This is a genomic window from Neisseria lactamica, from assembly GCF_901482445.1.
GTDB classification, from domain to species: Bacteria; Pseudomonadota; Gammaproteobacteria; order Burkholderiales; family Neisseriaceae; genus Neisseria; species Neisseria lactamica.
Window position 1 is genome coordinate 1,225,003 of sequence record NZ_LR590477.1, and the last position, 25,479, is coordinate 1,250,481.

Sequence of the window (25,479 nt, forward strand, 5' to 3'; positions counted from 1 at the left end):
CTCTCCGCCTCTTAGCTGCCCAACAGTTTTTTCATCAGCCTTTGAAGAAGGCCGCGCGGCTGGGATTGGGATGGTGTCGTGATTTTTTCCGCTTTTTTCACCATTTCACTATCAGAGGCAGAATCGGCCCCGATATTTATTTTATCCGCCATATCGGAGTATGCCTGTTGTGAAACCGTTTTTAAATCTACCGACAAAAACCCGGTTGTATAGGTTGCCGCAAGATAATTCAGAATATCATTGAGGTTTAAAGGCATCACTTTATACAACACATTAAGGTTGACGGATGCCTTGGTCAGAAATGCCGACAAGCGTATCGATCCCGGCACATTTGCCAACCGGGTCAGGTTTGGCCAAGATTTCAACGTAAACGGAGTATCGGGAGAAATCGGATAAATCAACCTGCCCTGCGCCGTCCAAATGGAAAACTGCCACATACAGGACATAATGCCTACTTTAGCCTTTTCGCGCCATTGCGGGTTATCGGGAACAGTCTTGCAACTGACCTGCAAATTTTCGTCTTTGCACAATTCTTCGAGTTTTTGCACACTTTCTGTCAGCAAAACCCGTTGTATCGAGGGGAAAACAATAAGGACCGGCTTATTTCCATGCAAGATAGCGATGTCCCGCCTGTTCTTTTCCGCAAACCGCAACGCCCCCAATAATCCTTTATTCGGGTTAAACCGGCGTATCGTAACCGTACGCTGCACATTCCCGTTGTTTTTCGCCGACCGGTCTGCGGGTGCAATAAACGATTTCCCATAAACATTCTCGCCCTGCAACAACTTGCGGAGCATAGGAAACAATGTTTCAAACCGAATCGGTTTGGGCAGGTAGGGAACTTCAGAATCGGGAACTTTCTCCGAACAGACGGCGACAGGTATATCCTTATAACGCTCGGCAAGCTCTTTCCAAAGTTCAAAACCGCCCTCGGCATCGGTATCCGCCAAAACCAAATCGGGCACGACACTGCCGTCTGAAGGGGATACCGTTTCATAACGGGTGGTATTGTGCATTTTGAATGCCATTTTGAAAACGGATTCCTGCTGCGCCGTCATCCCCGCCAACATTACGTGTACTGTTTTAATTTTCGGCAGTTGAACTTCCATTTTTATTTTCCGTACCGTTTTATTTTTTTATATTTTGATTCATACGCTGCAGCAGCCGGCTCATCAGCATAACGACCTCTTCAGGAAGCCTGTCCGCACGTTCCCTCAATACCCTTAAAAACTGCCCCAACCTATCCCAATCTTCAGTACGTTCATAAATATCGATCAACGTAATATAAAGCTGGGACTCGTCGGGATATTTCAATACCGCCTGCTCCAACACATCCATTGCCGCTTCAATCTGACCATACATCAGTAACGACTCTACTTCTTTAACCGCATCGTCTGCCGGAGACGAACCGGTGTTGATCAATGAAGAATCTTGAAGCACCAAATCCCGATGTTGCGCTTTGAATTTCTGTATATTTTTCGGCAGATACCCGTGCCCCATACCGATGTCTTTGATTTGCTGGTCGTTCGGCCCCTTTTCCAAATCATCGAAAACTTCATGGTAACCCAGGCTGTACCCCCAACCCAGCATCCGCTCTTTAACCTGCCTGCCGTAATTGCCCAACGTTTGGTAAAGTTTCCACAAATGTCCGGCAAAACGGTCTATGTCCGCGTGTTGGTAATCGAGTTTCAACGCATCGATAATCAGGTTTGCAGGTTTTTCGGAAGTTTGGATGGCACGGTCGTATTGTTTCGATGCCGTTTCGTAGCTGACTTTGTCTTTAAGGATTTTCGCACCTTGATCGGCACGGACCAGACCGGCAATCGCACCGATTTCCTCTTGGCTGATTCCGGACACGTCTTTTTTGCCCCGCACAATCGGGATGCGCTTGACTTCTTCGGCTCCATAAGCCTTACCGTCGGCATCCGGCGGGGGCGATGCGGAAGCTGCCGTCGCAGAACCGCCTTCCGCACGTTTTTCAATCTCCTGAATGCCCCATCCCAAACCTTCTTCCGCCAAGACGCGGATACGCAAATGGTTTGAATCGCGCTGTAATGCCTGTTCGATATATTTTGCCAAAAGTTCGGAAGGAATCAGTCTGCCGTATTTTTGCAGATTGTCTGCCAAAACATCGACATCCCCCACTTCGAGATTGATATCGAGCAGCTCGCGGATAAGGTTTTCAGGTTTCGCTTCACCATCCGGAATGCCGTCCAGATAGGCAGCCAAAGACTCGGCAGCCTTGCTCTGATAACCGAACTGCTTATAAACCTGATACTCCGTCAGCGGATCGACTTCTTGCGCGGATACGGCGGCAGATGCGTTTTCGGCACTCTCATTCCAAGAAAATCCCGTCTGCGCGCCGTCTGAAACCGATTGGTCAACCTGATCGACCCAGTCCGAATCATTGCTTCCGGGCGGCTGCCCCTGCGTATTGCCGACACCTTGGGATTTGCGCTTCGGTGTTTTCTTACCCTGCTTCGCACGCATAACCAAAAGCACCAGCAATACCGCCAGTGCCAGACCGATAATTAATGAGTTTTCCAAAGGATACTCCCGATACCGTAACGAGCGGATAGCCGACTGCCTACAACGGCAATTGTCCGCTTTTATTATTAACGATTTACTGAAATAGACTTGTAAGTTTCAAATCATACCATAATTTAACGTTTGACAATATGCCTTCTGCACAAGCCTTGCCATATGACCTTTTATGTTTTATACGTTTAAATGTATTTGTCGGGCACTATCTGTTTACACCCCTTCCTTAATTATTCTTTGCCTTTGATTTTCAAAAAGTTATTTTCCTGTTTGCGGCAACAAATCGAATACAGCGACAGACTCGGTATGAGATGTCTGGGCAAACATATTCATTATCCCTGCCCCGCTGAGTATATAGCCTTTTTCAACCAACACGCCCGCATCCCGTGCCAAAGTGGAAGGGTTGCAGGATACATAAACGATTTTTTGCGGAAGATAGGGTGTATGCAGCGATTTGACGACTTCATACGCACCGCTTCTGGGCGGGTCTATCAGCATTTTGTCAAACCTTCCCCAAGAGGCGACTGTCTTTTCGGTGCAATCAAAGAGGTTGGCAGCAATAAAATCCGTCTGTCCGTCGCAACCGTTCAACCGTGCATTTTGCCAGGCGCGCCTGACCAGGTTTTCCGCACCTTCGATGCCGACCACATCCGCCCCGCTTTTTACCATCGGCAAACTGAAATTGCCCAAACCGCAAAACAGGTCGGCAATCCTTTCGCCCTGCCGTATGTCGAGCATTTTTACGGCGCGTGAAACCATCAGCCGGTTGGTATCAGTATTGATTTGTGTAAAATCTCCCGGACGGAACGGCATTTCAATGCCGAATTCAGGTAATGTATATTTTAATGTTTTGTCTGTTTTGGGATAAAACGGTTGCGATACGCCCCCTTCGATTTGCAGCCAAACCTGCCAGCCGTCCGACAATTCCGAATCAAACCACTGCCGAATCCGGTTTTCTTCGTTCTGCCGAAGTTTGCTTTTGAACGCGATGTTCAATACGGTAATTTCACTGCCGCGATAAAACTCGGCAAAACGGGCAACACTTCCCTCTTCCGCCAAATCCTGCAAAAGCCCCCTGATGGCGGGCAGCTTGTCTGAAACCGGCTTCGGAAGAAGCATACATGACGAAATATCCACCACATCATTCGTTTTCTTTGCCTGAAACCCCAGTTTCAGACGGCATAGTTTGTCTAATGACACACTGAACCGCGCCCTGTCCCGATAATGCCGGGCATACCCGTAAATCGGCGGCAATATCTGCTGCGGCCTGACCTTGCCGATACGCTCGAGCTGCTCTTCCATCATCCTTTGTTTGAACGCCACCTGCGCCGCCGGGGAAATATGTTGCAGGGAACAGCCGCCGCAGCGTTCAAAATAACGGCACTGCGGGACGGTACGCTCATCCGAAACTTTAAATATCGCTACCGCTTCCGCTTCGTCAAACTGCTTTTTCTGTTTGGTAATCTGAAAACCGACCCTTTCAGACGGCAATGCCCCTTTAATAAAAACCGTTTTGCCGCCGACCTTTGTCACACCCCTGCCTTCATAATCCAAGGCGGAAATTTCCGCGACATTTGTTTCCGTTGCCATCACTCAATCCGTCCGCACTGTACCGAAGCGCATATTTTCGCACAAATTGGTACGGTTTCAGGTATGATTTGCCGAAAACCTATCGGACACACACCATATTTTGATATGAATAAAACAATCTGCCGCACTGCCGCACTATTGATAAGCGGTTTTTCATACGCAAACACCGTCATTCCGGATGTTTCCCCCGTTGCACAAGGTCAACATGTCTTCATTAACATCCCTCAGCAACGCCTGTTCCTCTACACCGACGGCAAACTGACCAAGGTTTATCCCGTTGCGGTAGGTCGGGCGATGACGCAAACCAATCTAGGCGAACATAAAATCGGGGCGAAAGCCTATAACCCTGTTTGGCACATCCCCAAATCCATACAGAAAGAACGCGGCGACGGCGTAAAAACCATAGCCGCCGGCCCGGACAACCCTTTGGGGCCGGTTTTTGTCCGCTTAGGCGACCCGAAACTCGGTTTGGGCATACACGGGACCAATGCGCCGGCCAGCGTCCCCGGGGTTCGGAGTCACGGCTGCGTCCGCATGAAATCACCCGACGCGCTCGAGTTTGCCAAAACCATCGCCAGCGGCTCGCCCGCCTCCGTCATCTATCAAATGGCGGGCCTCAATGAAGATGCGGATCGCAACCTGTGGCTTGCCGCCTTCCGCGACCCTTACGGCAAAAACAACCTTGACACCGCCTCCCTGAAAAAAAGCATCGGGCAATGGGCAAAAACACAGGGCAAAACCATCGCATCCGATAAAATCGATGCCGTACTTAAAGCACGTACCGGCGCGCCCGTCTGTCTGACCTGCGGAAAAAACGGCAAGATGAAGATGCCGCTCAAATCACTGGCGTGGATACAGGGTTCTTCTTCATACAGCCAAGCTGAAGCACCTAAGCCGAAAATTACCCCGGTTAACCCTGCCGAACAGCCGGTTGCCCAAGCTGCCGAACAACTGCCGGTTCAAATCGTCCATCCCATTCCCGCCCTGCCGCCGGCCGATGTCGAACCGGTTACCGAATCCGTACCTCAGGCAGAAACTGAAACTTTTAAAAACACTGCCTCCGAACCGTTTGATTCGCTGTTCTAAACCTGCCTCCCCACCGGAAAACGAAATGCCGTCTGAACTGTCTTTCAGACGGCATTTTGGTTCATCTTTCCATCAAAAGAATCAGCGATCGATCTGCTCTTTGATGATTTTCAGGTCGGGGTAAGACAACACGATATCGTATTCGCGGCCGTCTTTATAGGCTTCCACTTCCAAAACAGGTTTGCCCAAATGGTCGTCGGCATCGACATCGTGAACCTGATAACCGCGCTGTTCCAACATTTTCACAGCTTTTGTGCGGTTTTGTTCAAAATGGGGATCGCCGTAAATCTGACGCTCGGCAGAATCGCCGGCAAATGCGGCTGCGGCACTCAGGGAAACAACGGCGGCCAATAACAATTTTTTCATTTTCAGTCCTTTCTTTATCGGTTGATTGAACAAGATGTGTTTTTTAATACCGCCATTAAAACACAGCAAAATTAGGTTTGAATTAGAGGGAAGTTAAGAAGCGTAAATGCCGTCTGAAAAAAACAGAGCCGTAAACGGCTCTGTTTTCCTTATGCTTCTTTCGTTTCGGTTGCCTTCTGGCGCAAACGCAAACTCAATTCACGCAACTGCTTGTCGTCCACGCTGTTGGGCGCGTTGGTCAGCAGACATTGGGCACGTTGTGTTTTCGGGAAGGCAATCACGTCGCGGATAGATTCGGCACCGGTCATCAGCGTTACCAGACGGTCGAGGCCGAATGCAAGGCCGCCGTGAGGAGGCGCACCGAATTTCAGGTTGTCCAAGAGGAAGCCGAATTTCTCTTGTTGCTCTTCAGGGCTGATTTTCAGCGCGGCAAACACTTTCTCTTGCACGTCTGCGCGGTGGATACGGATAGAGCCGCCGCCGACTTCCCAGCCGTTCAATACCATATCGTAGGCACGTGCCAAACAATTTGCAGGGTCGGAAACCATCAGGTCTTCATGACCTTCTTTAGGCGCGGTAAACGGATGGTGTACGGCAACGTAGCGGTCGGCTTCTTCGTCGTATTCGAACATTGGGAAGTCGACAACCCACAAAGGTTTCCATTCGTCTGTGAAGTAGCCGTTGTCTTTGCCGTGTTCCAAGCCGACTTTGATACGCAATGCGCCGATGGCTTCGTTCACGACTTTGGTTTTGTCCGCACCGAAGAAGATGATGTCGCCGTTTTGCGCGCCGGTACGGGCAATGATTTCTTTCAGGGCGTTTTCGGACAGGAATTTCACAATCGGAGATTGCAGACCGCTGTCTTCGCCGTTGGAGAGGTTGCCCACATCGTTTACTTTGATGTATGCCAGACCTTTCGCGCCGTAGATGCCGACAAATTTAGTGTATTCGTCAATTTCTTTGCGGCTGAATTTCGCGCCGTTCGGTACGCGCAGGGCGACCACGCGGCCGCCTTTCATATCGGCTGCACCACGGAAGACTTTGAATTCTTCCGTTTTCATCAGGTCGGTCAACTCGGTAAATTTCAAGCCGATACGCATATCCGGTTTGTCAGAGCCGTAGTAGAACATGGCTTCAGAATAAGGCATGCGTGGGAAGTCACCCAAATCTACGTTCAAAGCATCTTTGAAGACTTGTTTCGCCATACCTTCGGTGATGTCCATAATTTCATCCTCGTTCAAAAACGAGGTTTCCAAGTCGATTTGAGTGAATTCAGGTTGACGGTCGGCACGCAAGTCTTCGTCACGGAAACATTTGGTGATTTGGTAGTAACGGTCGAAACCGGCTACCATCAACAGTTGTTTGAACAATTGCGGCGATTGAGGCAGCGCGAAAAACTCGCCCGGATGGACGCGGCTCGGCACGAGGTAGTCGCGCGCGCCTTCGGGCGTGGAGCGGGTCAGCATCGGCGTTTCAATGTCGATGAAGCCTTGCGCGTCCAGATAACGGCGAACGCCCATAGCCACTTGGTAACGCAGGCGCAGGTTGCGCTGCATCACCGGACGGCGCAGGTCGATAACGCGGTTGGTCAGGCGCACGTTTTCGCTGATGTTTTCATCGTCGATTTGGAACGGCGGCGTAGCGGCAGCGTTCAAGACTTCGATTTCTTTGGCAAGAATCTCGATTTTGCCGGAAATCATTTTATCATTGGTCGTGCCTTCGGGACGGTTGCGTACGCGGCCGGTAATGCTCAAAACGTATTCGTTGCGGGCGGAATCGGCAGCGGCAAACGCTTCCGGAGTGTCGGGGTCAATCACGACTTGAACGATGCCTTCGCGGTCGCGCAGGTCGATAAAAATCACACCGCCGTGGTCGCGCCGGCGGTGTACCCAGCCTTTGACGGTAACGGTTTGGTCTAAGTATTGCTCGCTGATCAGGCCGCAATAGTTGGTACGCATAAAATCACCTTTTTATTGATTTAAACTGAAAACAGAAAATGCCGTCTGAACGGCAGCTTTATTGTTGTTCGGGCAACTCCGCCTTTTCAGACGGCATAGGTCCTGCCAATGTTTTGACGGGCAGGTCGTCAGGGATGACCATACCCAGCGAAATCACATATTTCAACGCTTCGTCCACGCTCATATCGAGTTCGCGCACATCGCTTTTCTTCACCATAATATAGTAACCGCCGGTCGGGTTGGGCGTGGTCGGGACATACACGGAAAGATAATCGCCGTCCTGCGGCAATGCGGCCTTAACCGCATTCGACACCTGACCGGACACGAATGCGATTGTCCAAATACCCGATTGGGGAAACGGTACGAGTACCGGTGTTTTAAACGAACGGCTGCTGTCGGACAGCAGCGATTCGGATACTTTTTTCACACTCGAATAGATGGATTTAACAACCGGAATCCGCCCCAACAGGCTGTCCCACGCGGCAAGAATCTGCCGGCCCAATACGTTGGCGGCAAATAATCCGGTTACAAACAATACGGCAATGGCAACAATAACGCCGAGTCCGGGGATATTAAACCCCAAAACATATTGCGGCCGCCATTGCTTCGGCAGCAGGTTGACGAGCTGGTCGGACGCGGAAACGATATAGGAAATCACCCAAACCGTTACCGCAATCGGCAGCCAGACCAAAATGCCTGTAATCAGATATTTTTTTAACGCCTTGGCAGCTTTGCCGCCTTCGGCCGCAGATTCCGTCATCTTGCTTGATTCCGACAAAGTTTGTGCAAACTGCACATTATACGCGTTTGCCCGGATTCAAACGAATTTTTTATCCCGCCCCGCCAAACCGCCGGCGGCTTCAGACGGCACGACAACTTGATATGCCGTCTGAACACGCGGTTCAGATGCCGTCCCAGTCGTTGAACATCAAACCGATACCGATACCGTTCTGCTTGTGGTTGTAATCGATCAGGCTCTCGCCGTAACCGTGGAATCCGCGTACCACGCCTTTGAGTTTGCCCTTAATCGGAAACGTGTAGGCGGCTTCAATCGCGCCGTAGCCCGTTTTGGGGTTGTAGCGCAATACGGAATACACATTCTTCCTGTCATTCAAACGGTACTGAACTTTCACATCGCCATACCCCATATAATCGGCAATATCGGGATTGTCGTTTTTATCGCCGCTCTGATCGAACGCACGCACCCACACGCGCGGAATTACCGTCAATTTGCCCCACTCCATCCCCGCCACGGCGTAAATCCTGTTCCACGAACGCGATTCGGGACGGCTTTGCCCATTGGACTGGTGGACAAAACCCGCACCGAACATACGCAGCCTGCCGCCAAAGGGAAGGTCTGCCTTCACAGGCTGGGTCAGGAAGATTTCAGGCTCGTAATCGGTATTGCGGAACGGAGCGGATTTCCTGCCTTGGTTGTAAATCTGCCAATCGGATTTTTGGGTGTAGCCGAACCACAAATCCGCGCGGGTTTTAAACAAATCTTCGGCAATTTTGCTTTTGAACGAAACCTGCAATTTGGTTTCCGCACGTTTCTGCTGTCCGAATTTTTCCTGTACAGTCGTACCGCGCGTCGGCGAACCCGGAGCATAGTTGGGCGAACTGTTGTACCAAACCGGCATAAGGTACATCGGATTGTGTTCGCGCACGCCCAACAGCCCGCGCAAATCGTTTTTGTCCAAGTCGTACATCAGGCTCAAAGGCGTATAGATGTCGGCGGTTTCGCCCGCACTGTCGGCAGGAAGCGCATCCCCGCCTTTTTCAACAACAATGACCGCCTCGCCCTTATCCAGACTGCTGCGGACGGTTTCCGTCAGATTGAGTACGGCTTTCGACTCCCGCCCTTCCTGCCCTGCCGAAGACGGAAGCTGTGCCGCAAAAATCCTGTCGTAACACGCCAAACGCGTAACATTGTCCGTCAAAGCGGCGCATTGCAGCGCGGTCTCTCCAAAAGCGGATGCCGTCGGCAACAGTCCTGTCAAAAGGATATAGCGCATATTCCGTGTATTCATCTCCACCCCATTGTCGGCATATTGGTTTTCAGACGGCATTTTATAGCGGATTCGGATAAAAAACCGCACCCTTTCCGCCATTTCGGAATTTTGCCCCCGCAATACAGAAAACCCCGAAACCGTCGGGCTTCAGGGTTTTTTGCTTATTACATATAAAAAACCGCCTTGGCGGTTTTGCAAAAATCAAGCCAGCGCTTTTACTTTTGCAGACAGACGGCTTTTGTGGCGAGCCGCTTTGTTTTTATGGAACACGCCTTTGTCGGCGATGCGGTCGATGACTTTGACGGACTCTTGGTAAACCGCTTGTGCGGCAGCTTTATCGCCTGCTTCGACTGCTTTCAATACTTTTTTCACTGCGGTGCGGAATGCGGTACGCAGGCTAGCGTTGTGGGCGCGTTGTTTGACGGACTGGCGGGCACGTTTGCGTGCTTGTGCGCTGTTTGCCATATTGGAATCTCCTGGAAGAAAAATAAATTCTGTAAACGCGCAATTTTAAAGGGGGTTTACATTATATGCAAGCCTTTTCTCTCTATCCGCCCGCCGGACACCCTGACAGCGCAAAAAAACGGCAAAATCGGGCGGACGTTTTCCTCCCCTTTTAGAAACAGGATAATTTTTTAGGAAAATCAGTCCAATATCGCTTTGAGTTTGCACAAATTTACTTTACAATGCCCAAACCTTGCGCCGGGGTGTTTATGGGGCGCGGGGTTTTCTTTTTTTCCAACCTCTTTCATCAGGAATCTGCCCGTATGAAAAAATCCGTATTAGCCGTTTTGGCCGCGCTGTCTCTGGCAGCCTGCGGCGGCAGCGAAAAAAACGCCGTGCAACCTCAAGCAGACGCTGCGTCTGCTGCCAATGCCGAAGCCGCTGCCACCGATACTCTGAACATCTACAACTGGTCGAACTATGTTGACGAGAGTACGGTCGAAGACTTTAAAAAAGCCAACAATCTGAAGCTGACTTACGACTTGTACGAAAACAATGAAACGCTGGAAGCCAAAATGCTGACCGGCAAATCCGGTTACGATTTGGTTGTGCCGGGCATCGCCTTCCTACCGCGCCAAATCGAGGCGGGCGCGTATCAAAAAGTCAACAAAGACCTGATTCCCAACTATAAAAACATCGATCCCGAACTCTTGAAAATGCTGGAAACCGCCGACCCGGGCAACCAGTATGCCGTCCCCTATTTCTCCGGCGTGAACACGATTGCGATTACGGCGAAGGGCAAAGAGCTTTTGGGCGGCAAGCTGCCCGAAAACGGCTGGGATTTGCTGTTCAAACCCGAATACACCCACAAGCTGAAATCCTGCGGCATCGCCCTGTGGGACACCCCGAGCGAAATGTTCCCGATTTTGCTGAACTACTTGGGCAAAGACCCCAAAGGCTCGAATCCTGAAGATTTGAAAGCGGCGGCGGAAGTGTTGAAGTCTATCCGTCCGGATGTCAAACGTTTCAGCCCGTCCATCATCGACGAGCTGGCGCGCGGCGACATCTGCCTGGCGGCAGGCAACGGCGGCGATTTGAACTTGGCGAAAGCACGTTCCGAAGAAGTGAAAAACAACGTCGGCATCGAAGTGCTGACACCGAAAGGTATGGGCTTCTGGATTGAGTCTTGGTTGATTCCGGCCGATGCGAAAAACGTCGCCAATGCCCACAAATACATCAACTACACGCTCGACCCCGAAATCGCGGCGAAAAACGGCATCGCCGTAACCTTTGCCCCCGCCAGCAAACCGGCACGCGAAAAAATGCCTGCCGAGCTGGTGAACACCCGTTCCATCTTCCCGAACGAGCAGGATATGAAAGACGGTTTCGTGATGCCGCAAATGAGTACGGATGCGAAAAAACTGTCGGTCAGCCTGTGGCAGAAAATCAAAGTCGGCACCAACTGATTTGAAGCATTAAAAATGCCGTCCGAACATCGTTCGGACGGCATTTTATATTGGATTGAAATAGAAATATTTATACCGTTATGCCCGCGCAGGCGAAAATCCGATCCGTTGAAATCCGGTCGTTTTAAATAAATCCTCGCAGCTTTGATTTTCTGTTTTTCCGATAACGCCGTAACTTTGAAACGCGAAAGTGGTAATCCGATCCGTTGAGATTTTGCAACTTCAAATCAATCCGCAAACTGAAATCCCGTCATTCCCGCGCAGGCGGGAATCTAGAACACGTCCGCACAGAAACCTACATCCCGTCATTCCCGCGCAGGCGGGAATCTAGAACGTAAAATCTAAAGAAACCGTTTTATCCGATAAGTTTCCGCCCCGACAAACTTAGATTCCCGCCTGCGCGGGAATGACGAAATTTCAGCGAGCCGTAGGGTGGGCTGTAGGGTGGGCTTCAGCCCACCAATCCCACCAATTTCACCGCATCAAAGGTTTTTTGGGGAATAGGCGTGATTCGGCGGTTTCGGTTTTCGGTGGGATTGGGCAAGATGGATAACATTGACGGAGTTGGAGGGATAGGTGGAAACGGTGGGATTGGAGGGCTGAAGCCCACGCTGCACATCCTACGCCCGCCTTGCGTTCCTTATAAGCAGCATTTTACGCAAAACTTTGCGTCCGCTGAAAAAATTTCAAACGGTCTTTTTTATCAAATGCGAAAAATATAACGTCATTCCCGCGCAGGCGGGAATCCAGACCTGTCCGCACAGAAACTTATCGGATAAAAACAGTTGCTCAAACCCCGCGTTCTAGATTCCCACTTTCGCGGGAATGACGGTTTAGAAGTTACCCGAAACCTCAAAAAAAACCGAAACCGAACGGTCTGGATTCCCGCCTGCGCGGAAATGACGGGTTTCAAGATTACGGTATTGTCGAGGATGATGGAAAACGGTGGGGATTGTGTAAAAAATGCCGTCTGAAGCCTTTCAGACGGCATTTGCGGCGTTTGGACGTTTAGAACTTCATTTCCAAGCTAAATGTGTAGTTTCGGCCGGGGGCGGCATATCGGTTGTAAACGCCGACATTTTTGTGTTGATTGACTGCGCCGCCGGCAGTTTGCCGCACATTTTCCCAAGTAACATAGCGGTGGTTGAGGAGGTTGTACACGCCCGCACGAAGGGTAAAGTGTTTTTTAATCGTGTAATAACCGGACACATCCACAATATACCAAGGGCGAGTACGGCGCGCGGTGGCTTTTGTATTGCGGCTGTTGCCGTTGAGCAAAGCCCGGCTGCCCAACAACTCTGTGATTTCCTTGGCTTTGGAATAAGTCAGCATACCGTTCACACCCCATTTGCCTTCCGGTTGGTCATAGCCCAAGCCGACGACATAGCGCGAAGGTTGGATGGCATCAAACAGATGTGATTGAATATCGGTGCGGTCTGCGCGTTTTTTGATGTCGCGGACACGGACACGATTATAGGCAAATGTAGAATACCAACCTTCGGGCAATTTATCCCATACGCCGTTCCAATCGATTTTGCCCAAAATATTGATGCCGGTAATCCGCGCGCTTTGGGCATTGAGGTAAGCCGGGTCGCCTTTGGCTTCTTCTTTGCCGTTTTTAATTTGCGCTTCATAACCCCGGACAATCAAATCGCGGTAGGCATTGTTGAACCAACTTGCCTCCAAGTTGCCGAAATCGCCTTTAAACACGATGCCGGCTTCTTTGTTGAACGATTTTTCCGGATCGATTTTGACGGCTTTTATTTTATCGCCCGACCGCCAGCCGTACATTTCGGCAAACGACGGCAGGCGGAAGCCGGTTGAAGTGCGGTAAGTCAAATCCAGCCAGTCGGCAGGTTTGAGGACGATGCCGGCGTTCCAGGACAGGGTACGGTGCGTTCCGGTGGAAACGCTGCCGTCGTCCGAATGCGTGCTGCGGTAGTCGTAGCGCAAGCCCGCGCCGACATCCGCCCACCTGCCCAAACGGACATTGTCCCGAACTGCCGCGTAATAGCTTTTGCCGTTGATGCTGCGCGGCGTGCAGTCCGTATAAGTATTGTTGCCCAAGCGGCAAATTTGCCCCGTAACCACATTTCCCCCGCCTATGCTGACCCAATAGGGTTTGTCTTGGCTGCCGTTGGGGCTGATTTTTTGATTGCCGTTTTGAGTGGGTATTTTCGACGAATAGGCGCGGTTGGCATTTTGATAATAATAATCCTGATGGCGGAGATTAGAGCCAAAGCGGTCAAAACCGAGATTCACGCTCAGGTTGTGGCGGATTTTGGCGGTATCGAAGGATTTTTTGAATGCCGCCTGCAAGAGCCTGTGGCTTTCCCCGTAAATCACGCGGTCGGATTTGTAATAGGAAAACGGCTTGTCGGCACTCGGGCGGCAATATTTGTCTGAACCATCGGCAGAACAGTGCGTCTGCTGAAAATGATTGTCCAAACCGATGCCCTGCCGGTCGTAAGAGAGGCGGGCATAATCCGCCCAAGTGTCTTTATCGGCATTGGTATAGACATATTCCAAACCGTAGCGGCTTTTGGTGTGCGTCTCGTCGTAAAACACGCCCGTACCGTATTCCGCGCCCACCAGCGCACCGTTTTCGCCGTTGGTAAACAGTCCGCCGTATTTGTGGTCGCCCGCGTATTTGCCGTTGCCGGACAAAGAACCCGCCTGTTTTTTATTTTCATCAAAAACCGCCTTGGTCAGGAATGCCGGAACCGTCATATCGCGCGTGTCGAAAGTTTGTTGCGTGCGTTCGAGTATGCCGCCGATGTAGTGTCGTTTGTTTTCAAAACGAAAACCCGGGCGGAACAGCCACGATCGGCTTTCGTATGAAAGCGGATCGGCAAGGAAGCGGTTGGGACCCGTGTAGTCTCGGGTAGAGACCGTTTGACGTTCGTCTTTGCCGACAACATCTTTTTTCGGATTCGCTTTACACGTTTCGTAATTTCTGCTTTCGCATTCTTCTTCAACAATGAAATTTGCGTACTGATTGGTATCCTCAACCGGCACCAGCCTGTTGAAGCTCTGAACGCCGCGTCCGGCGGCTTCGTGGGCGCGGATTTCCCCCGCGCGCCGACCCGTGTGGATCAGCAAAGCCTCCGCACCGCCGATGCGCCCCGCCAGCGCGATGGATTGGGTAAGCCCCCGGTTTTTGCCGGAATAGGCGGTTTTACTCTGAATGCCCCACTGCCTGCCTTCCCCGATAACATCGTCGGCGGTTTTGGTTTGAAATGCGACCGAACCCGCCAATGCGCCGCTGCCTTGTTCGACCGAGTTTGAGCCTTTGCTGATTTCGACAGCCTTGACGTTTTCATACTCGATTTCATTGATTGCGCCGCTGCTGCCCGCCGTCCTCGTCCCGCCCAATGCCGCCTGCGCGGTGTAGGACTGTATTTGCGCCAAGCCGTCTACCGTCAAGGAAACGCGGTTTTTGTCCATACCGCGTATCGAATAGCCCGAGCTTGCGCCGCGCCCCTGTTCGACGACGGCGATGCCGGGGTCGTAACGCGTCAGGTCGCGGATATCGAGTACCTGTTCCTTGCTGAGGGTGTCGGCGGTTTTGACCAATTTGCCCAAACCGGTTACTTCGTTATCGCGGCGGGTTTTCTGTTTTTTGGCTTTTACCTGTATGGTATCCAACTGTTTTTCCTGTGCTTGTCCGGCTTGCACATTTTCTGCATAAACGGGCAGCGCGGTCATCAGCGACAGGCATAAAATATTTAATCGGAACAAATGTTGCTGTTGCATAGTGTTTCCCTACTCTTCGCTTTCAGACGGCATCGGAAGGAGCGATGCCGTCTGAAGCCTTATTCTCGATTGTTCGGCAGCCGTGCTTATTGCACAAGCTGTTGGCGTTTCGCACCGAATACCACGGTCGCGCTGTTGGCGGCTGATGCGCCTGACCCCGAAGCGGACGGCTGCGCCTGCTTGTCGCCCGGATAAGCAAACCATCCACCCATTTCTTCGGCTTTGGGCCCGTAAAAACCGCCCTGCACCTTGGCGTTTGTGATATATGCCTTAGGCGTACCGGTGGTATTGCTTTGATCGAGATCAAAACCTAAGTCAGCAGTTTTCGCCGTACCGGAAAAACCGTTGTCCTGAATCGTTCCCTCAATGGTAAAGGTTGCCTCCTGCCTGTTTTCAGCGGTTAACTTGCCGTTAATTTTTTTCGTATCGAAATTCACAGTAAATTCCGCCCTGTTGCCACTCGTTGCATTGGAAGCATTGCCGCTCCAGCTTGTGCTGCTGGCGATATGCCCGTACCAAGACCCCCGATAAACGATGTCTTGTTGCTCTTTTGGAATCTCTTTTTCATCGGTGCGCTCGCCTTGAAGGAACATACTCTGCGCGCCCGTTTGGGCGGCGGTTGGGCTGCCGTTGCCACCTTCCCCCGTATTGCCGGCAGTTTTGCGCGTCAGCAACCCGTATTTCAGATAATTGAGGTTGGAACAGCAGACTTCGACTTCATAGGTTTTTGTTTTGCCATTGGTATCACCTGCCGTATTTGAAGCGGCTTGATCGCCATTCGCCGCCGTACCTGCTTGGGTGTCTTTTTCATCGCTTTTCGGCGTGTGGGCAAATTTGCGGGTAAAGGCTGTTCCGCCGTTTGTACCTTGATTGGTATTCCCACTTTCGGAAGCCTCGGGCAGGAGCGGAATCATAATGCCGTCGACAACCAGTTGGGCGGCGTTGCTGAAGTTGTCGAGATTTTTGATTGCTTTGCCGCCGTGCGTCAGCTCGACCGCATCCAAAACCGTGGTCAGCTTACCGTTTTCAGACGGCATATCTGCCACACCGCCTGATGCTGCCGCACCTGCGCCGCCTGAAGCCGCTGCGCCATTTTCCGTTTTGTCTTTGGTTTTCGCGCTGCCGACAACCGCAACTTTTTTATCGTCGCTCAAAAAGCGGAAACCCAATTCCTCACCCTTCGGGCCGAAAAAGCCGCCGCTCAAAGAAGACGAGTCGGAAACAAAGGGATGTTGTTTGGTTTCGCCGTTGCCGGGTTTGTCGGTTGCTTCCGCTTTTCCGCTAAAGCGGTTTCCCTTAAGCGTCGCATCAAGGCTGTAGTATTGGGTGGTATGTTTGTCATTATTAGTATTATTTTGGTTCGCATTATTGCGTATTAATTTACCTGTCAATTTCTTATTGTCGAAATCCACTTGTAAATTCGAGGTAAAACCATAACCCTCGTGACCGCTTTGTAAAGTCGTTTCATTTTTATTGGAATATTCCTCGCCGTCATCACCCGAAAATCCGCTATACCTGTCGCCTTGATTTTTTGAAGGTTGGATAATTTCACGAAATTTTTGACCCTTTTTTGTATCGGTCGCAAAATGCCACACACCTTTATAGATAATTTTTCCAGAAGCGGGAAGTTGTCGGGAAGGTTCTTTGCCGTGATAAAAGATATAGCCGTCGTCGCCGGTTTTTGCACTTTTATGTTCTCCCGTTAAGTTAAACTCTCGTTTAGCGTGTTTGTAAAACCAGCCGGAATAAACATATTTAAAATTTTCGTAATCTTTTGCCTGATTTTTAGGTTGGTTTATACCGTTGCCAGTGTTGCCGTTTTGATGGTTTGATTGCGTGAGATAGGGGGAAGAATAAATATTGCTGTCGCTGTCTGTTTCTACTTTTTCAATAACCGATTTTTGCCGTTTAGGGAGTTCCTTGGGTTCTGTCGGCAATCCTGTCGCCTCCCAATCACTCTCGTTCAGTTTAACCTCGTCTTCTTTTGCCTGAGAATACCAATTCCTCCGTTTCAACCTCATCGCAAAACCGTATCCGCCTTGGTCTTTTTGGGCTTTCGGCTTTTCGGAAGAAACATCTTGATACTTTGGCGCGGGACGCGGGGCTTCGGTATCGACAGAATCAAGATCGAAGCTGCCGCCGCCGCCCAGACAGGCACTCAACAAAAACACAGGCAACACCATAGCCGCCCGATTCACTAACGGATTGTTCATATAAACCCAATTCAATTAAATAATGATAAAGATTATTATTTTATTTATTTTTAACAAATTTGCAAATGCTTTTTTATTTTTTTTAGGGAATACACCAAAATCCCGTCATTCCCGCGCAGTCGTAAATCCGAACGCGTCCGCACGGAAACCTATATCCCGTCATTCCCACGAAAGTGGGAATCTAGTTTTTTGAGTTTCAGTCATTTCCGATAAATTGCCTTAGCATTGAATGTCTGGATTCCCGCCTGCGCGGGAATGACGGGATTTGAGGTTTCTGTTTTTGATTTTCTGTTTTCGCGGGAATGACGGTTTAGAAGTTACCCGAAACCTCAAAAAAAAGGCTGTGTTTTAATATAGTGTTGATAGACGTACTTGGCTTCCATGTATTCAATCGTGGAAATCTATATCTTCGTCCTCGCCGAAATAGTCTATGCCCGATATACAATTTTGATACACAAACTTGGAAATATGGGTATCGTCGCCGGAGCGATAGAATGCGGACAGTTATATATATATACGGTTTTTTTTAGGGGAGCGGGCAGATGAAGGGCGGATTTTGAATTAACCCCATGCAAATTGACTTTTGCGGGCGGTTTACCGCCCATATATTTACAAAAGCCAAATTTTTAAACATATATCCTTGATATATACACGGCGTAAACATATACTGGAAACATCTTTAAATTTTCCGAAATTTTAAACATGAGCAACTGGAAACCCGATATTCCCTATAACGATTTACCACCCCTGCCGCCAAAACAGGATATTGAAAGCAAAACCATCCTGAAACGTTGTATAGCCGCCCGTGCATCCCTTGCCCGTTTAAAGCAGGCGGCAGAATTGATACCGAATCAAGCCATGCTGATTAACACCCTTCCTGTTATGGAAGCCCGTGCAAGTTCGGAAATTGAAAACATCGTAACCACAACGGACAAGCTGTTTCAATCCCTGCAAATGGATACGGAACGGCAAGACCCTGCCACGAAAGAAGCCCTGCAATACCGCACCGCCCTGTTTGCAGGCTATGAATCACTGACGAGCCGCCCTTTATGCACACAAACCGCCATCATGGTCTGCAACGCCATCAAGCACCCCTACGAAATGGCCATCCGCAAAACAGGCGGCACAGCCCTAAAAGGAGGCAACAGCGGAAATGTTGTCTATACCCCGCCCGAAGGAGAAGAAACCATACGCGGCAAGCTGGCAAATTGGGAGCGGTTTATTCACGAAAGCGGCGATTTAGACCCGCTTATCATCATGGCGGCGGCACATTACCAATTTGAAGCCATCCACCCGTTTACGGACGGCAACGGGCGGACGGGGCGCATATTGAACAGCCTGCTATTGATTGAAAAAGGGCTTTTGGATTTGCCGATTCTGTACTTGAGCCGCTACATCATCGAAAACAGGGCGGACTATTACCGCCTGCTGTTAGGCGTAACCGAACGGCAGGATTGGGAAAGCTGGATAATCTACATCTTAGACGGCGTAGCCGACACCGCCGATTGGACGGTATCGAAAATAGATGCGATACGCTGCCTGTTCGAGCAGACACGGCAACACATACGGACACACGCACAAGGAATCTACACGCACGAACTGGTAAATCTTCTGTTTGAGCAGCCATATACACGCATTGCCAACCTAGAAGCGGCAGGGATAGCCAAACGGCAGACGGCCTCTAAGTACCTGAAAGAGCTTTCAGACATAGGTGTGCTGCAAGAAATCGCCATCGGCAGGGACAAACTATTCATTCATCCGCGCCTAATGGAACTATTGCGGGGAGAGGGAAACAGCTTTACTTCATTCTAACCCCCTCTTCATCCCCACATGACTAACACGAAACAGGGATTTTGACACCCGAACCGGGACCCCTTGTATTTCCCCCGCGAAAAGCCGGCATCCGCCCGCGTATCATGGGAGCAACAAAACCCCTGCCTAAAATTTTGACTTGTGCAAATTGGGGGTATATTTGGGGGTATATTGAAAAATGGCTAAAATAAAATGTTTAATAAACAAAATGTTGAAACTTAATTTCGATAGAGCCTCTGCATATCGTATTGAGGCGTTAATGGAATTTGAGAAAGCTATTTTTAAATAAGAAAAGGTAACTATTAAATAGCTACCTTTCTAAAATTAAATATCAACACATCGTTAAAACACAGCCAAAAAAAAACCGAAACCGAACGGACTGGATTCCCGCCTGCGCGGGAATGACGGGTTTCGAGATTACAGTGTATCGAAAAGGATGGGAAACGGTGGGAGTTGTGTAAAAAATGCCGTCTGAAGCCTTTCAGACGGCATTTGCGGAGACGGGGCGTTTAATACGGCAGGGCGTTGCGGGTGCGTATGCGGATGGCGCGGACGGGGACGGTTTCCGTCCGTACCTGCCGCTACCCCAAAGACACCATTTCAATCTGCTCCATCGTCCTGCCCAGAAAACGCTCGCCGATGGTTCTGAATTTCAAAGGAATATCGCTAACGTAAAAACGGTAGTCGGGATTGTTGTTGTCGGTATTGAGCAACCCTTCCTGTGCAAGGACGCGTGCGGTTTCTTCGGCAGTCGTAATCGCGGAATCGACCAGCGCGACATTGCCCGCCTCCCTGCCGATTAAGGGTTTGAGCAAGGGAAAGTGCGTGCAGCCCAACACCAGCGTATCGATGCCGTCTGCAAGCAATGGTTTGAGGTATTCGCATACGGTCAGGCGGGTAACTTCGTGTTCCAGCCAGCCCTCTTCCACCAAAGGGACAAGCAGCGGCGCAGCCTGCGTGCGGACGAGCGTATCAGGGTTGCTCCTGTGGATGGCGCGCGCATAAGCATTGCTGTTAACTGTCGTATTGGTGGCGATAATGCCGATTTTATTGTTGCGCGTCGTTGCCAGCGCAGCTTTCGCACCGGCGGAAATCACGTCCAACACAGGCATATTGCCCGTCTTTTGACGGATTTTCTGCCCCGCCACCGCCGCAATCGTATTGCACGCGATAACCATCGCCTTGACATCGTGTTCCAATAAAAAATCGACAATCTGCATCGAGAAATTTTCGATGGTCGCCTTAGATTTCGTCCCGTAAGGCACGCGCGCCGTGTCGCCGAAATAAATGATGTTCTCCATCGGCAGCCGCTCCATCAGTGCGCGCACATTGGTCAAACCGCCGATTCCCGAGTCAAAAACGCCGATGGGTCGCTGCCTGCCGATATTTTCCATCCTTTTTCCAATCTGTCCTAAACATACAATCCGCGTATTGTACACGCGCCGCTTTTTCTTGACAGCCGTTGCCGTCTGAAAGCAGGATGCGGATTTGGCTGTTATAATGTACGGCAATGCCGCCGGGCGCACGGTTTGCCGACCGCCTGCCCCTCCGATCCGCCACATAAAAGTTGTAAAGCCCCTATGCCTGATTTTCCCCCCGTTTCCCGATTCCTTGCCGACGAAGCCGCCACACTCGATTTGGGCGCGGCGTGGTCTTCCCGTTTAAACGCACCGCTGGTCATTTACCTCGAAGGGGATTTGGGTGCGGGGAAAACCACGCTGACACGCGGCATCCTGCGCGGATTGGGTCATCAGGGCGCAGTCAAAAGCCCGACCTACGCCATCGTCGAATCTTATCCGCTGGAACGTTTCACGCTGCATCATTTCGACCTCTACCGCTTCTCGTTCCCCGAAGAATGGGAAGACGCGGGGCTTGACGAACTGTTTGCCGCAAACAGCGTCTGCCTGATTGAATGGCCGCAACAGGGCGGGGAATTTACGCCGCCCGCCGACATCACCGCAACATTGACACACGACGGCGGCGGCAGAAAATGCCTGCTGACCGCCCATACCGAACGAGGACGCGAAAGCCTGCCGCTATGACCAAACTGACACGAAGACAAATCATCCGCCGCACCGCCGGCACACTGTTCGCCCTAAGCCCCATCGCATCCGCCGTTGCCAAAACCGTGCGCGCACCACAATTCACCGCCGCACGGATATGGCCGTCGCACACCTACACCCGCCTGACGCTGGAAAGCACAACCGCGCTCAAATACCAGCACTTCGCGCTCGACAACCCGGGCAGGCTGGTCGTCGACATACAAAACGCAAACATCAATACCGTATTGCACGGACTGTCTCAGAAGGTTATGGCGGACGACCCCTTTATCCGCAGCATACGCGCGGGTCAGAACACGCCCGACACCGTCCGCCTCGTCATCGATTTGAAACAGCCTTCCTACGCGCAAGTTTTTTCCCTCCCCCCCGTCGGCGGCTTTAAAAACCGCCTCGTCGTCGATCTCTATCCGCAAGGGATGGATGCCGACGATCCGATGATGGCGCTGCTTAACGGCAGCCCGAACAAAACCCGGCGCGGCTCTCCGGAAGCCGACCTCGCCCAAAACACCACGCCCCAACCCGGGCGCGGCAGAAACGGGCGCAGGCCCGTCATTATGATCGACCCCGGACACGGCGGCGAAGACCCCGGCGCCGTCAGCTCGGGCGGCTTGCAGGAAAAACACGTCGTCCTCTCCATCGCCCGCGAAACCAAAAAACAATTGGAAGCCTTGGGTTACAACGTCTTTATGACGCGCAACGAAGACGTGTTCATCCCATTGGGCGTGCGTGTCGCCAAAGGGCGCGCACGGCGGGCGGACGTATTCGTCTCCATCCACGCCGACGCTTTCACCAGCCCCTCCGCGCGCGGCACAGGGGTTTATATGCTGAACACCAAAGGCGCGACCAGCTCTGCCGCCAAATTCTTGGAACAGACGCAAAACAATGCCGACGCGGTCGGCGGCGTACCGACCAGCGGCAACCGCAACGTCGATACCGCCCTGCTCGATATGACCCAAACCGCCACACTGCGCGACAGCCGCAAACTCGGCAAACTGGTGCTTGAAGAATTGGGCAGGCTCAACCACTTGCACAAAGGCAGGGTGGACGAAGCCAATTTCGCCGTTTTGCGCGCGCCCGATATGCCGTCTATCCTGGTCGAAACCGCCTTCCTGTCCAATCCTGCCGAAGAGAAGCTGCTGGGCAGCGAATCCTTCCGCCGGCAGTGCGCCCAATCCATTGCCTCGGGTGTCCAACGCTACCTCAATACATCCGTATTGAAGCGGGGTTGATTCCGAAAAATAAATGCCGTCTGAACATTTTTCAGACGGCATTTTTGTACATTTTCCTCAACGGTTCGATCCCTGCACCATATCAATCAGGAACAGGCGGCAGTCGATGTTGCCGTTATAAAGCGGGATTTTCCGCTTGGGCGACAGGCGCATGAATTTGGGCATTTCCCTGTCGCCGGTAAACATACCGACCCGCCAGCCGGCATAGTGTTTTTTCAACCACGTCCCCAACTGCGGATACAGTGCCTGCAAAGCACGGACTTCCTCAAGGCGTACGCCGTAGGGCGGATTGGACACCATAATGCCGTTTTCGCCGTTCGGTCGGACGGACTGCGCGTCGGCAACGCTGAAGGAAACGATGTCGTCCACCCCGGCACTGCGTACGTTGGCCAATGCCGTCTGAACGATGCGGCGGTCGTTGTCGCTGCCCGAAATCGGTGCAAAAGCGGGTTTGACCTGCGCTTCGGCGCGGCGGCGCAAATCCGCCCACAGCGTTTTATCGAAATTTTGCAGTTTTTCAAAACCGAAGCGGCGCATCATACCCGGTGCGCGGCGGGCGGCAATCCAAGCGGCTTCGATAGCAATCGTGCCGCTGCCGCAAAACGGATCTTGAAACGGCTGCGTGCCGTCGTAGCCTGCCGAGAGCAGCAGTCCGGCGGCAAGATTTTCGCGCAGCGGGGCTTCTCCGGTATCCTGCCGGTAACCGCGTTTGAACAGGGCTTCGCCCGAAGTGTCGATAAAAACCTCGACGTGGCGCTCATCCAAAAAAACATGGATACGGACATCGGGCGCGGCTTTGTCCACGCTCGGACGTGCGTCGTAAATGTCGCGGAAAGCGTCGCAGACGGCATCTTTGACGGTCAAACCGACAAATTGGAGGCTTTTGACGTTGGCGCGTTTTGCCTCGACTTTGACTTTGAACGTCTGCTGCAAGGTAAACCAATTAAACCAGTTAATGTTTTTGGCAAGTTTGTAAATGTCGCGCTCATTGCGGTATGTCCCTTTGGTCAGACGCAGCAGGATACGGCCGGCGGTGCGCGAGTGCAGGTTGGCGGCGTAGGTCTGTTCCAATCCGCCCCGGCAGGAAACGCCGCCGTCAAACGCTTGAACATCGGTACAGCCGAGGCTTCCGAGTTCTTGAGATAAAACGGTTTCCAAGCCGCGCGGGCAGGTGGCGAAAAGTGTATATAAAGTATTCATAGCGTGTCCTTTCCGGACGGATGTTCCGGCAATGGCGGATTGAAAGGTTTATTCGGCGGTAAATGCCGTCTGAAATGTCCGACTGCCGATTGTAATGTCCGCCGTAAAATCGCGCCTGCCTTCGACACAGACGGGCAGGCGGATGCGTACTGCCTGCCAATTCCCCGACGGTTGCCGCTCGAACATATAGCGGTTGAACCCCATATCCATATTTTTCATACTGAAGCTGATGCTGACCTGTTCCGTGCCGGCGGGCGCGTGTTCGATATAAATATCAAACGGTTTTTTGGTTGAAACGGCGGCGGCGCGGACACGGCTTCCGTCCGGCAGCGTACAACCTTCGGTCAAATCGCATTGCGCCGCCACGGCTTGCGGCTGCTGCGCCTGCCACCATTGCAACAACACGAGCTTGAAGGCGGCAAAGGCAAGCAGCAGCAATGCGGCAAACAATAATTTGCGGTTTTTATTCATGGTTCTCCCCTATTGTTTCGTCCCTTACCACCGCGTGCGCCCCCAATCCGAGCCACAGTTTCCCATAACGTGCAACCGTCTGTCCGTTTGCGGCAAGTACGAGCGGAACGGATACGCCCTGCCGCAGGGCTTCTGCCGCCTCTTGTGCCTGAACATCATTGCACACGCGCCACACGACGACATCCGCGCCCTTTTCCTGCGCCTGACACCATTGGGTTTGCGTTTCCACCTCCGCCCACACGCTTTGCCCTGTTCCGGCTGTTTCCGTCTGCCGCCAATCTGCGCCGACCAAAACGTTTGCATCGCGCATGCCGGCCGGATCAAACGGAACGACGCGGTACGCGCCCATACTGTTTTCACCGTGCAAACCCGTTTTCAGGCTGCCGTACAAACGGCGCGGAACGGACAACGAACGCAAAAGCGCGCCGTTGGCGGGCAGCATAGGGGCAACGGTAAAATCGCCCGCCTTCTGCCAAGACCATTCCTGCCCTTCGCGGGATTGCGGTTCGCCCGTCCATTGATCGGAGTTGACCCATAGGAATTTCAGGCAGACGCGGGCGTGTTCGTAGGAATGGATTTTGGTCAGCCAAGGCGTGGCGGCGAGGATGCGGATGTCGAGTTCTTCTTCAAACTCGCGTTGCAGGGCTTGGAAGTCGGTTTCGCCCGCTTCGACCTTGCCGCCGGCAAATTCCCAATATCCGGCATAGGGCTTGCCTTCGGGGCGGGAACTGAGCAGGTAGTCGCCGTCCCGGTTGAGCAGGATGCCGGCAACGACGCGGATAAGGGGGCGGGTGTCTCGGGTCATAGGAAAGATGGGAAAGGTTTTTCCGAACATTAGAAAAGGCCGGAGCGGTCAATCCGGCCCGGCGGCTGCCGCCTTATTTTTCGGCAACGGCAAACGCCAATACCGTATCGCCTTCATCCGCCATACTCAAATTAACGTGGCGTATGCCTTGTTCCTCCAGCCATTCGGACAGTGCGGGAGCATAGAAAAATTCGGGTTTGCCCAATGCGTCGTGCCCGATGCCGATGTTGCGGAAGGAAACCGCGCCGCGTATGCCCGTACCGACGGCTTTGGCGAAGGCTTCTTTGGCGGCAAAGCGTTTGGCAAGGTAGTTGACGGGTTTGCCCGCCTGAGGGAATTCAAGCAGCTCTTCGGGAGTGAGGATGCGCCCGGCAAACGCCTGTCCGAATTTTTTGTTTAAGCGGATGATGCGCTTGAGGGAAACAATATCTGTGCCGATGCCGTAAATCATATTTGCGCTCCTTTGTCGT

The 25,479-nt window shown here is 51.9% G+C and carries 20 protein-coding genes and 1 pseudogene; 5 read left to right on the forward strand and 16 right to left on the reverse strand.

Translation table 11 applies throughout. The features are described from left to right. Nucleotides 1-11: 11 nt before the first annotated feature. The 3 genes from FGL10_RS06415 to rlmD all read right to left on the reverse strand — a co-directional run bounded on the left by FGL10_RS06415 (nucleotide 12) and on the right by rlmD (nucleotide 4,131). Entirely contained in the window at nucleotides 12-1,109 is a 1,098-nt protein-coding gene (locus FGL10_RS06415) for a response regulator (RefSeq protein ID WP_003710374.1), read from the reverse strand. Between the two features lie 19 nt (nucleotides 1,110-1,128). After that, nucleotides 1,129-2,547: a tetratricopeptide repeat protein gene (locus FGL10_RS06420; protein WP_003710375.1), complete on the reverse strand. Its 1,419-nt coding sequence runs from the start codon at nucleotides 2,545-2,547 to the stop codon at nucleotides 1,129-1,131. Between the two features lie 252 nt (nucleotides 2,548-2,799). Further along, nucleotides 2,800-4,131: a 23S rRNA (uracil(1939)-C(5))-methyltransferase RlmD gene (rlmD, locus tag FGL10_RS06425; protein WP_003710376.1), complete on the reverse strand. Its 1,332-nt coding sequence runs from the start codon at nucleotides 4,129-4,131 to the stop codon at nucleotides 2,800-2,802. Nucleotides 4,132-4,194: 63 nt separating this feature from the next. Between rlmD and FGL10_RS06430 the strand changes: the two genes are divergently transcribed. Further along, nucleotides 4,195-5,217: a L,D-transpeptidase gene (locus FGL10_RS06430; RefSeq protein WP_114935699.1), complete on the forward strand. Its 1,023-nt coding sequence runs from the start codon at nucleotides 4,195-4,197 to the stop codon at nucleotides 5,215-5,217. Between the two features lie 81 nt (nucleotides 5,218-5,298). On the opposite strand, the gene FGL10_RS06435 is transcribed toward FGL10_RS06430, so the two are convergent. The 5 genes from FGL10_RS06435 to rpsT all read right to left on the reverse strand — a co-directional run bounded on the left by FGL10_RS06435 (nucleotide 5,299) and on the right by rpsT (nucleotide 10,018). Beyond that, a complete protein-coding gene (locus FGL10_RS06435; protein ID WP_036470138.1) occupies nucleotides 5,299-5,583 on the reverse strand; it encodes a PepSY domain-containing protein in 285 nt (94 codons plus the stop codon). 149 nt (nucleotides 5,584-5,732) lie between these two features. Continuing rightward, the gene (aspS, locus tag FGL10_RS06440; protein WP_003710379.1) at nucleotides 5,733-7,541 is read right to left on the reverse strand and encodes an aspartate--tRNA ligase; all 1,809 of its coding nucleotides are present in this window, start codon (nucleotides 7,539-7,541) and stop codon (nucleotides 5,733-5,735) included. A gap of 58 nt (nucleotides 7,542-7,599) precedes the next feature. Beyond that, nucleotides 7,600-8,301, reverse strand: a complete 702-nt coding sequence (locus FGL10_RS06445; protein ID WP_036475161.1) for a DUF502 domain-containing protein — start codon at nucleotides 8,299-8,301, stop codon at nucleotides 7,600-7,602. Between the two features lie 142 nt (nucleotides 8,302-8,443). After that, nucleotides 8,444-9,571: a phospholipase A gene (locus FGL10_RS06450; protein ID WP_036470148.1), complete on the reverse strand. Its 1,128-nt coding sequence runs from the start codon at nucleotides 9,569-9,571 to the stop codon at nucleotides 8,444-8,446. Between the two features lie 183 nt (nucleotides 9,572-9,754). After that, nucleotides 9,755-10,018 carry a 30S ribosomal protein S20 gene (gene rpsT, locus FGL10_RS06455; protein ID WP_002212556.1) on the reverse strand — a complete coding sequence of 88 codons (264 nt, stop codon included), beginning with the start codon at nucleotides 10,016-10,018 and terminating at the stop codon, nucleotides 9,755-9,757. 302 nt (nucleotides 10,019-10,320) lie between these two features. Between rpsT and FGL10_RS06460 the strand changes: the two genes are divergently transcribed. Then, nucleotides 10,321-11,463 carry an extracellular solute-binding protein gene (locus tag FGL10_RS06460; RefSeq protein ID WP_002224944.1) on the forward strand — a complete coding sequence of 381 codons (1,143 nt, stop codon included), beginning with the start codon at nucleotides 10,321-10,323 and terminating at the stop codon, nucleotides 11,461-11,463. Nucleotides 11,464-12,471: 1,008 nt separating this feature from the next. On the opposite strand, the gene tbpA is transcribed toward FGL10_RS06460, so the two are convergent. From tbpA to FGL10_RS13090, 3 genes and pseudogenes are all read right to left on the reverse strand, one after another. Next, the gene (gene tbpA, locus FGL10_RS06470; protein WP_036475165.1) at nucleotides 12,472-15,219 is read right to left on the reverse strand and encodes a transferrin-binding protein TbpA; all 2,748 of its coding nucleotides are present in this window, start codon (nucleotides 15,217-15,219) and stop codon (nucleotides 12,472-12,474) included. Nucleotides 15,220-15,305: 86 nt separating this feature from the next. Then, a complete protein-coding gene (locus tag FGL10_RS06475; RefSeq protein ID WP_036475167.1) occupies nucleotides 15,306-17,432 on the reverse strand; it encodes a transferrin-binding protein-like solute binding protein in 2,127 nt (708 codons plus the stop codon). Nucleotides 17,433-17,819: 387 nt separating this feature from the next. Next, nucleotides 17,820-17,936: pseudogene (locus FGL10_RS13090) on the reverse strand (Fic family protein); the annotation flags it as partial. 198 nt (nucleotides 17,937-18,134) lie between these two features. On the opposite strand from FGL10_RS13090, the gene fic reads away from it, so the two are divergent. After that, nucleotides 18,135-19,244: a protein adenylyltransferase Fic gene (gene fic / locus FGL10_RS06480; protein WP_003710400.1), complete on the forward strand. Its 1,110-nt coding sequence runs from the start codon at nucleotides 18,135-18,137 to the stop codon at nucleotides 19,242-19,244. Nucleotides 19,245-19,825: 581 nt separating this feature from the next. On the opposite strand, the gene murI is transcribed toward fic, so the two are convergent. Beyond that, nucleotides 19,826-20,638, reverse strand: a complete 813-nt coding sequence (murI, locus tag FGL10_RS06485; protein ID WP_036470143.1) for a glutamate racemase — start codon at nucleotides 20,636-20,638, stop codon at nucleotides 19,826-19,828. A gap of 186 nt (nucleotides 20,639-20,824) precedes the next feature. On the opposite strand from murI, the gene tsaE reads away from it, so the two are divergent. Continuing rightward, the gene (tsaE, locus tag FGL10_RS06495) at nucleotides 20,825-21,286 is read left to right on the forward strand and encodes a tRNA (adenosine(37)-N6)-threonylcarbamoyltransferase complex ATPase subunit type 1 TsaE (protein WP_002212547.1); all 462 of its coding nucleotides are present in this window, start codon (nucleotides 20,825-20,827) and stop codon (nucleotides 21,284-21,286) included. Beyond that, the gene (locus tag FGL10_RS06500; RefSeq protein ID WP_036475168.1) at nucleotides 21,283-22,533 is read left to right on the forward strand and encodes an N-acetylmuramoyl-L-alanine amidase; all 1,251 of its coding nucleotides are present in this window, start codon (nucleotides 21,283-21,285) and stop codon (nucleotides 22,531-22,533) included. The genes tsaE and FGL10_RS06500 overlap by 4 nt, the downstream gene beginning before the upstream one ends. Before the next feature lie 57 nt (nucleotides 22,534-22,590). On the opposite strand, the gene FGL10_RS06505 is transcribed toward FGL10_RS06500, so the two are convergent. The 4 genes from FGL10_RS06505 to acpS form a co-directional block, all read right to left on the reverse strand. After that, nucleotides 22,591-23,733 (reverse strand): THUMP domain-containing class I SAM-dependent RNA methyltransferase, encoded by a 1,143-nt coding sequence (locus FGL10_RS06505; RefSeq protein WP_003710408.1) that lies wholly within the window; start codon nucleotides 23,731-23,733, stop codon nucleotides 22,591-22,593. A gap of 48 nt (nucleotides 23,734-23,781) precedes the next feature. Then, nucleotides 23,782-24,204, reverse strand: coding sequence for a hypothetical protein (locus FGL10_RS06510; RefSeq protein ID WP_003710410.1), 423 nt, complete (start codon nucleotides 24,202-24,204; stop codon nucleotides 23,782-23,784). Next, nucleotides 24,197-25,009, reverse strand: coding sequence for an NUDIX domain-containing protein (locus FGL10_RS06515; protein ID WP_003710411.1), 813 nt, complete (start codon nucleotides 25,007-25,009; stop codon nucleotides 24,197-24,199). Before FGL10_RS06515 ends, FGL10_RS06510 begins: the two co-directional genes overlap by 8 nt. A gap of 73 nt (nucleotides 25,010-25,082) precedes the next feature. Beyond that, complete coding sequence (gene acpS, locus FGL10_RS06520; RefSeq protein ID WP_002258477.1) at nucleotides 25,083-25,460, reverse strand: holo-ACP synthase; 378 nt, start codon at nucleotides 25,458-25,460, stop codon at nucleotides 25,083-25,085. Nucleotides 25,461-25,479: the final 19 nt, after the last annotated feature.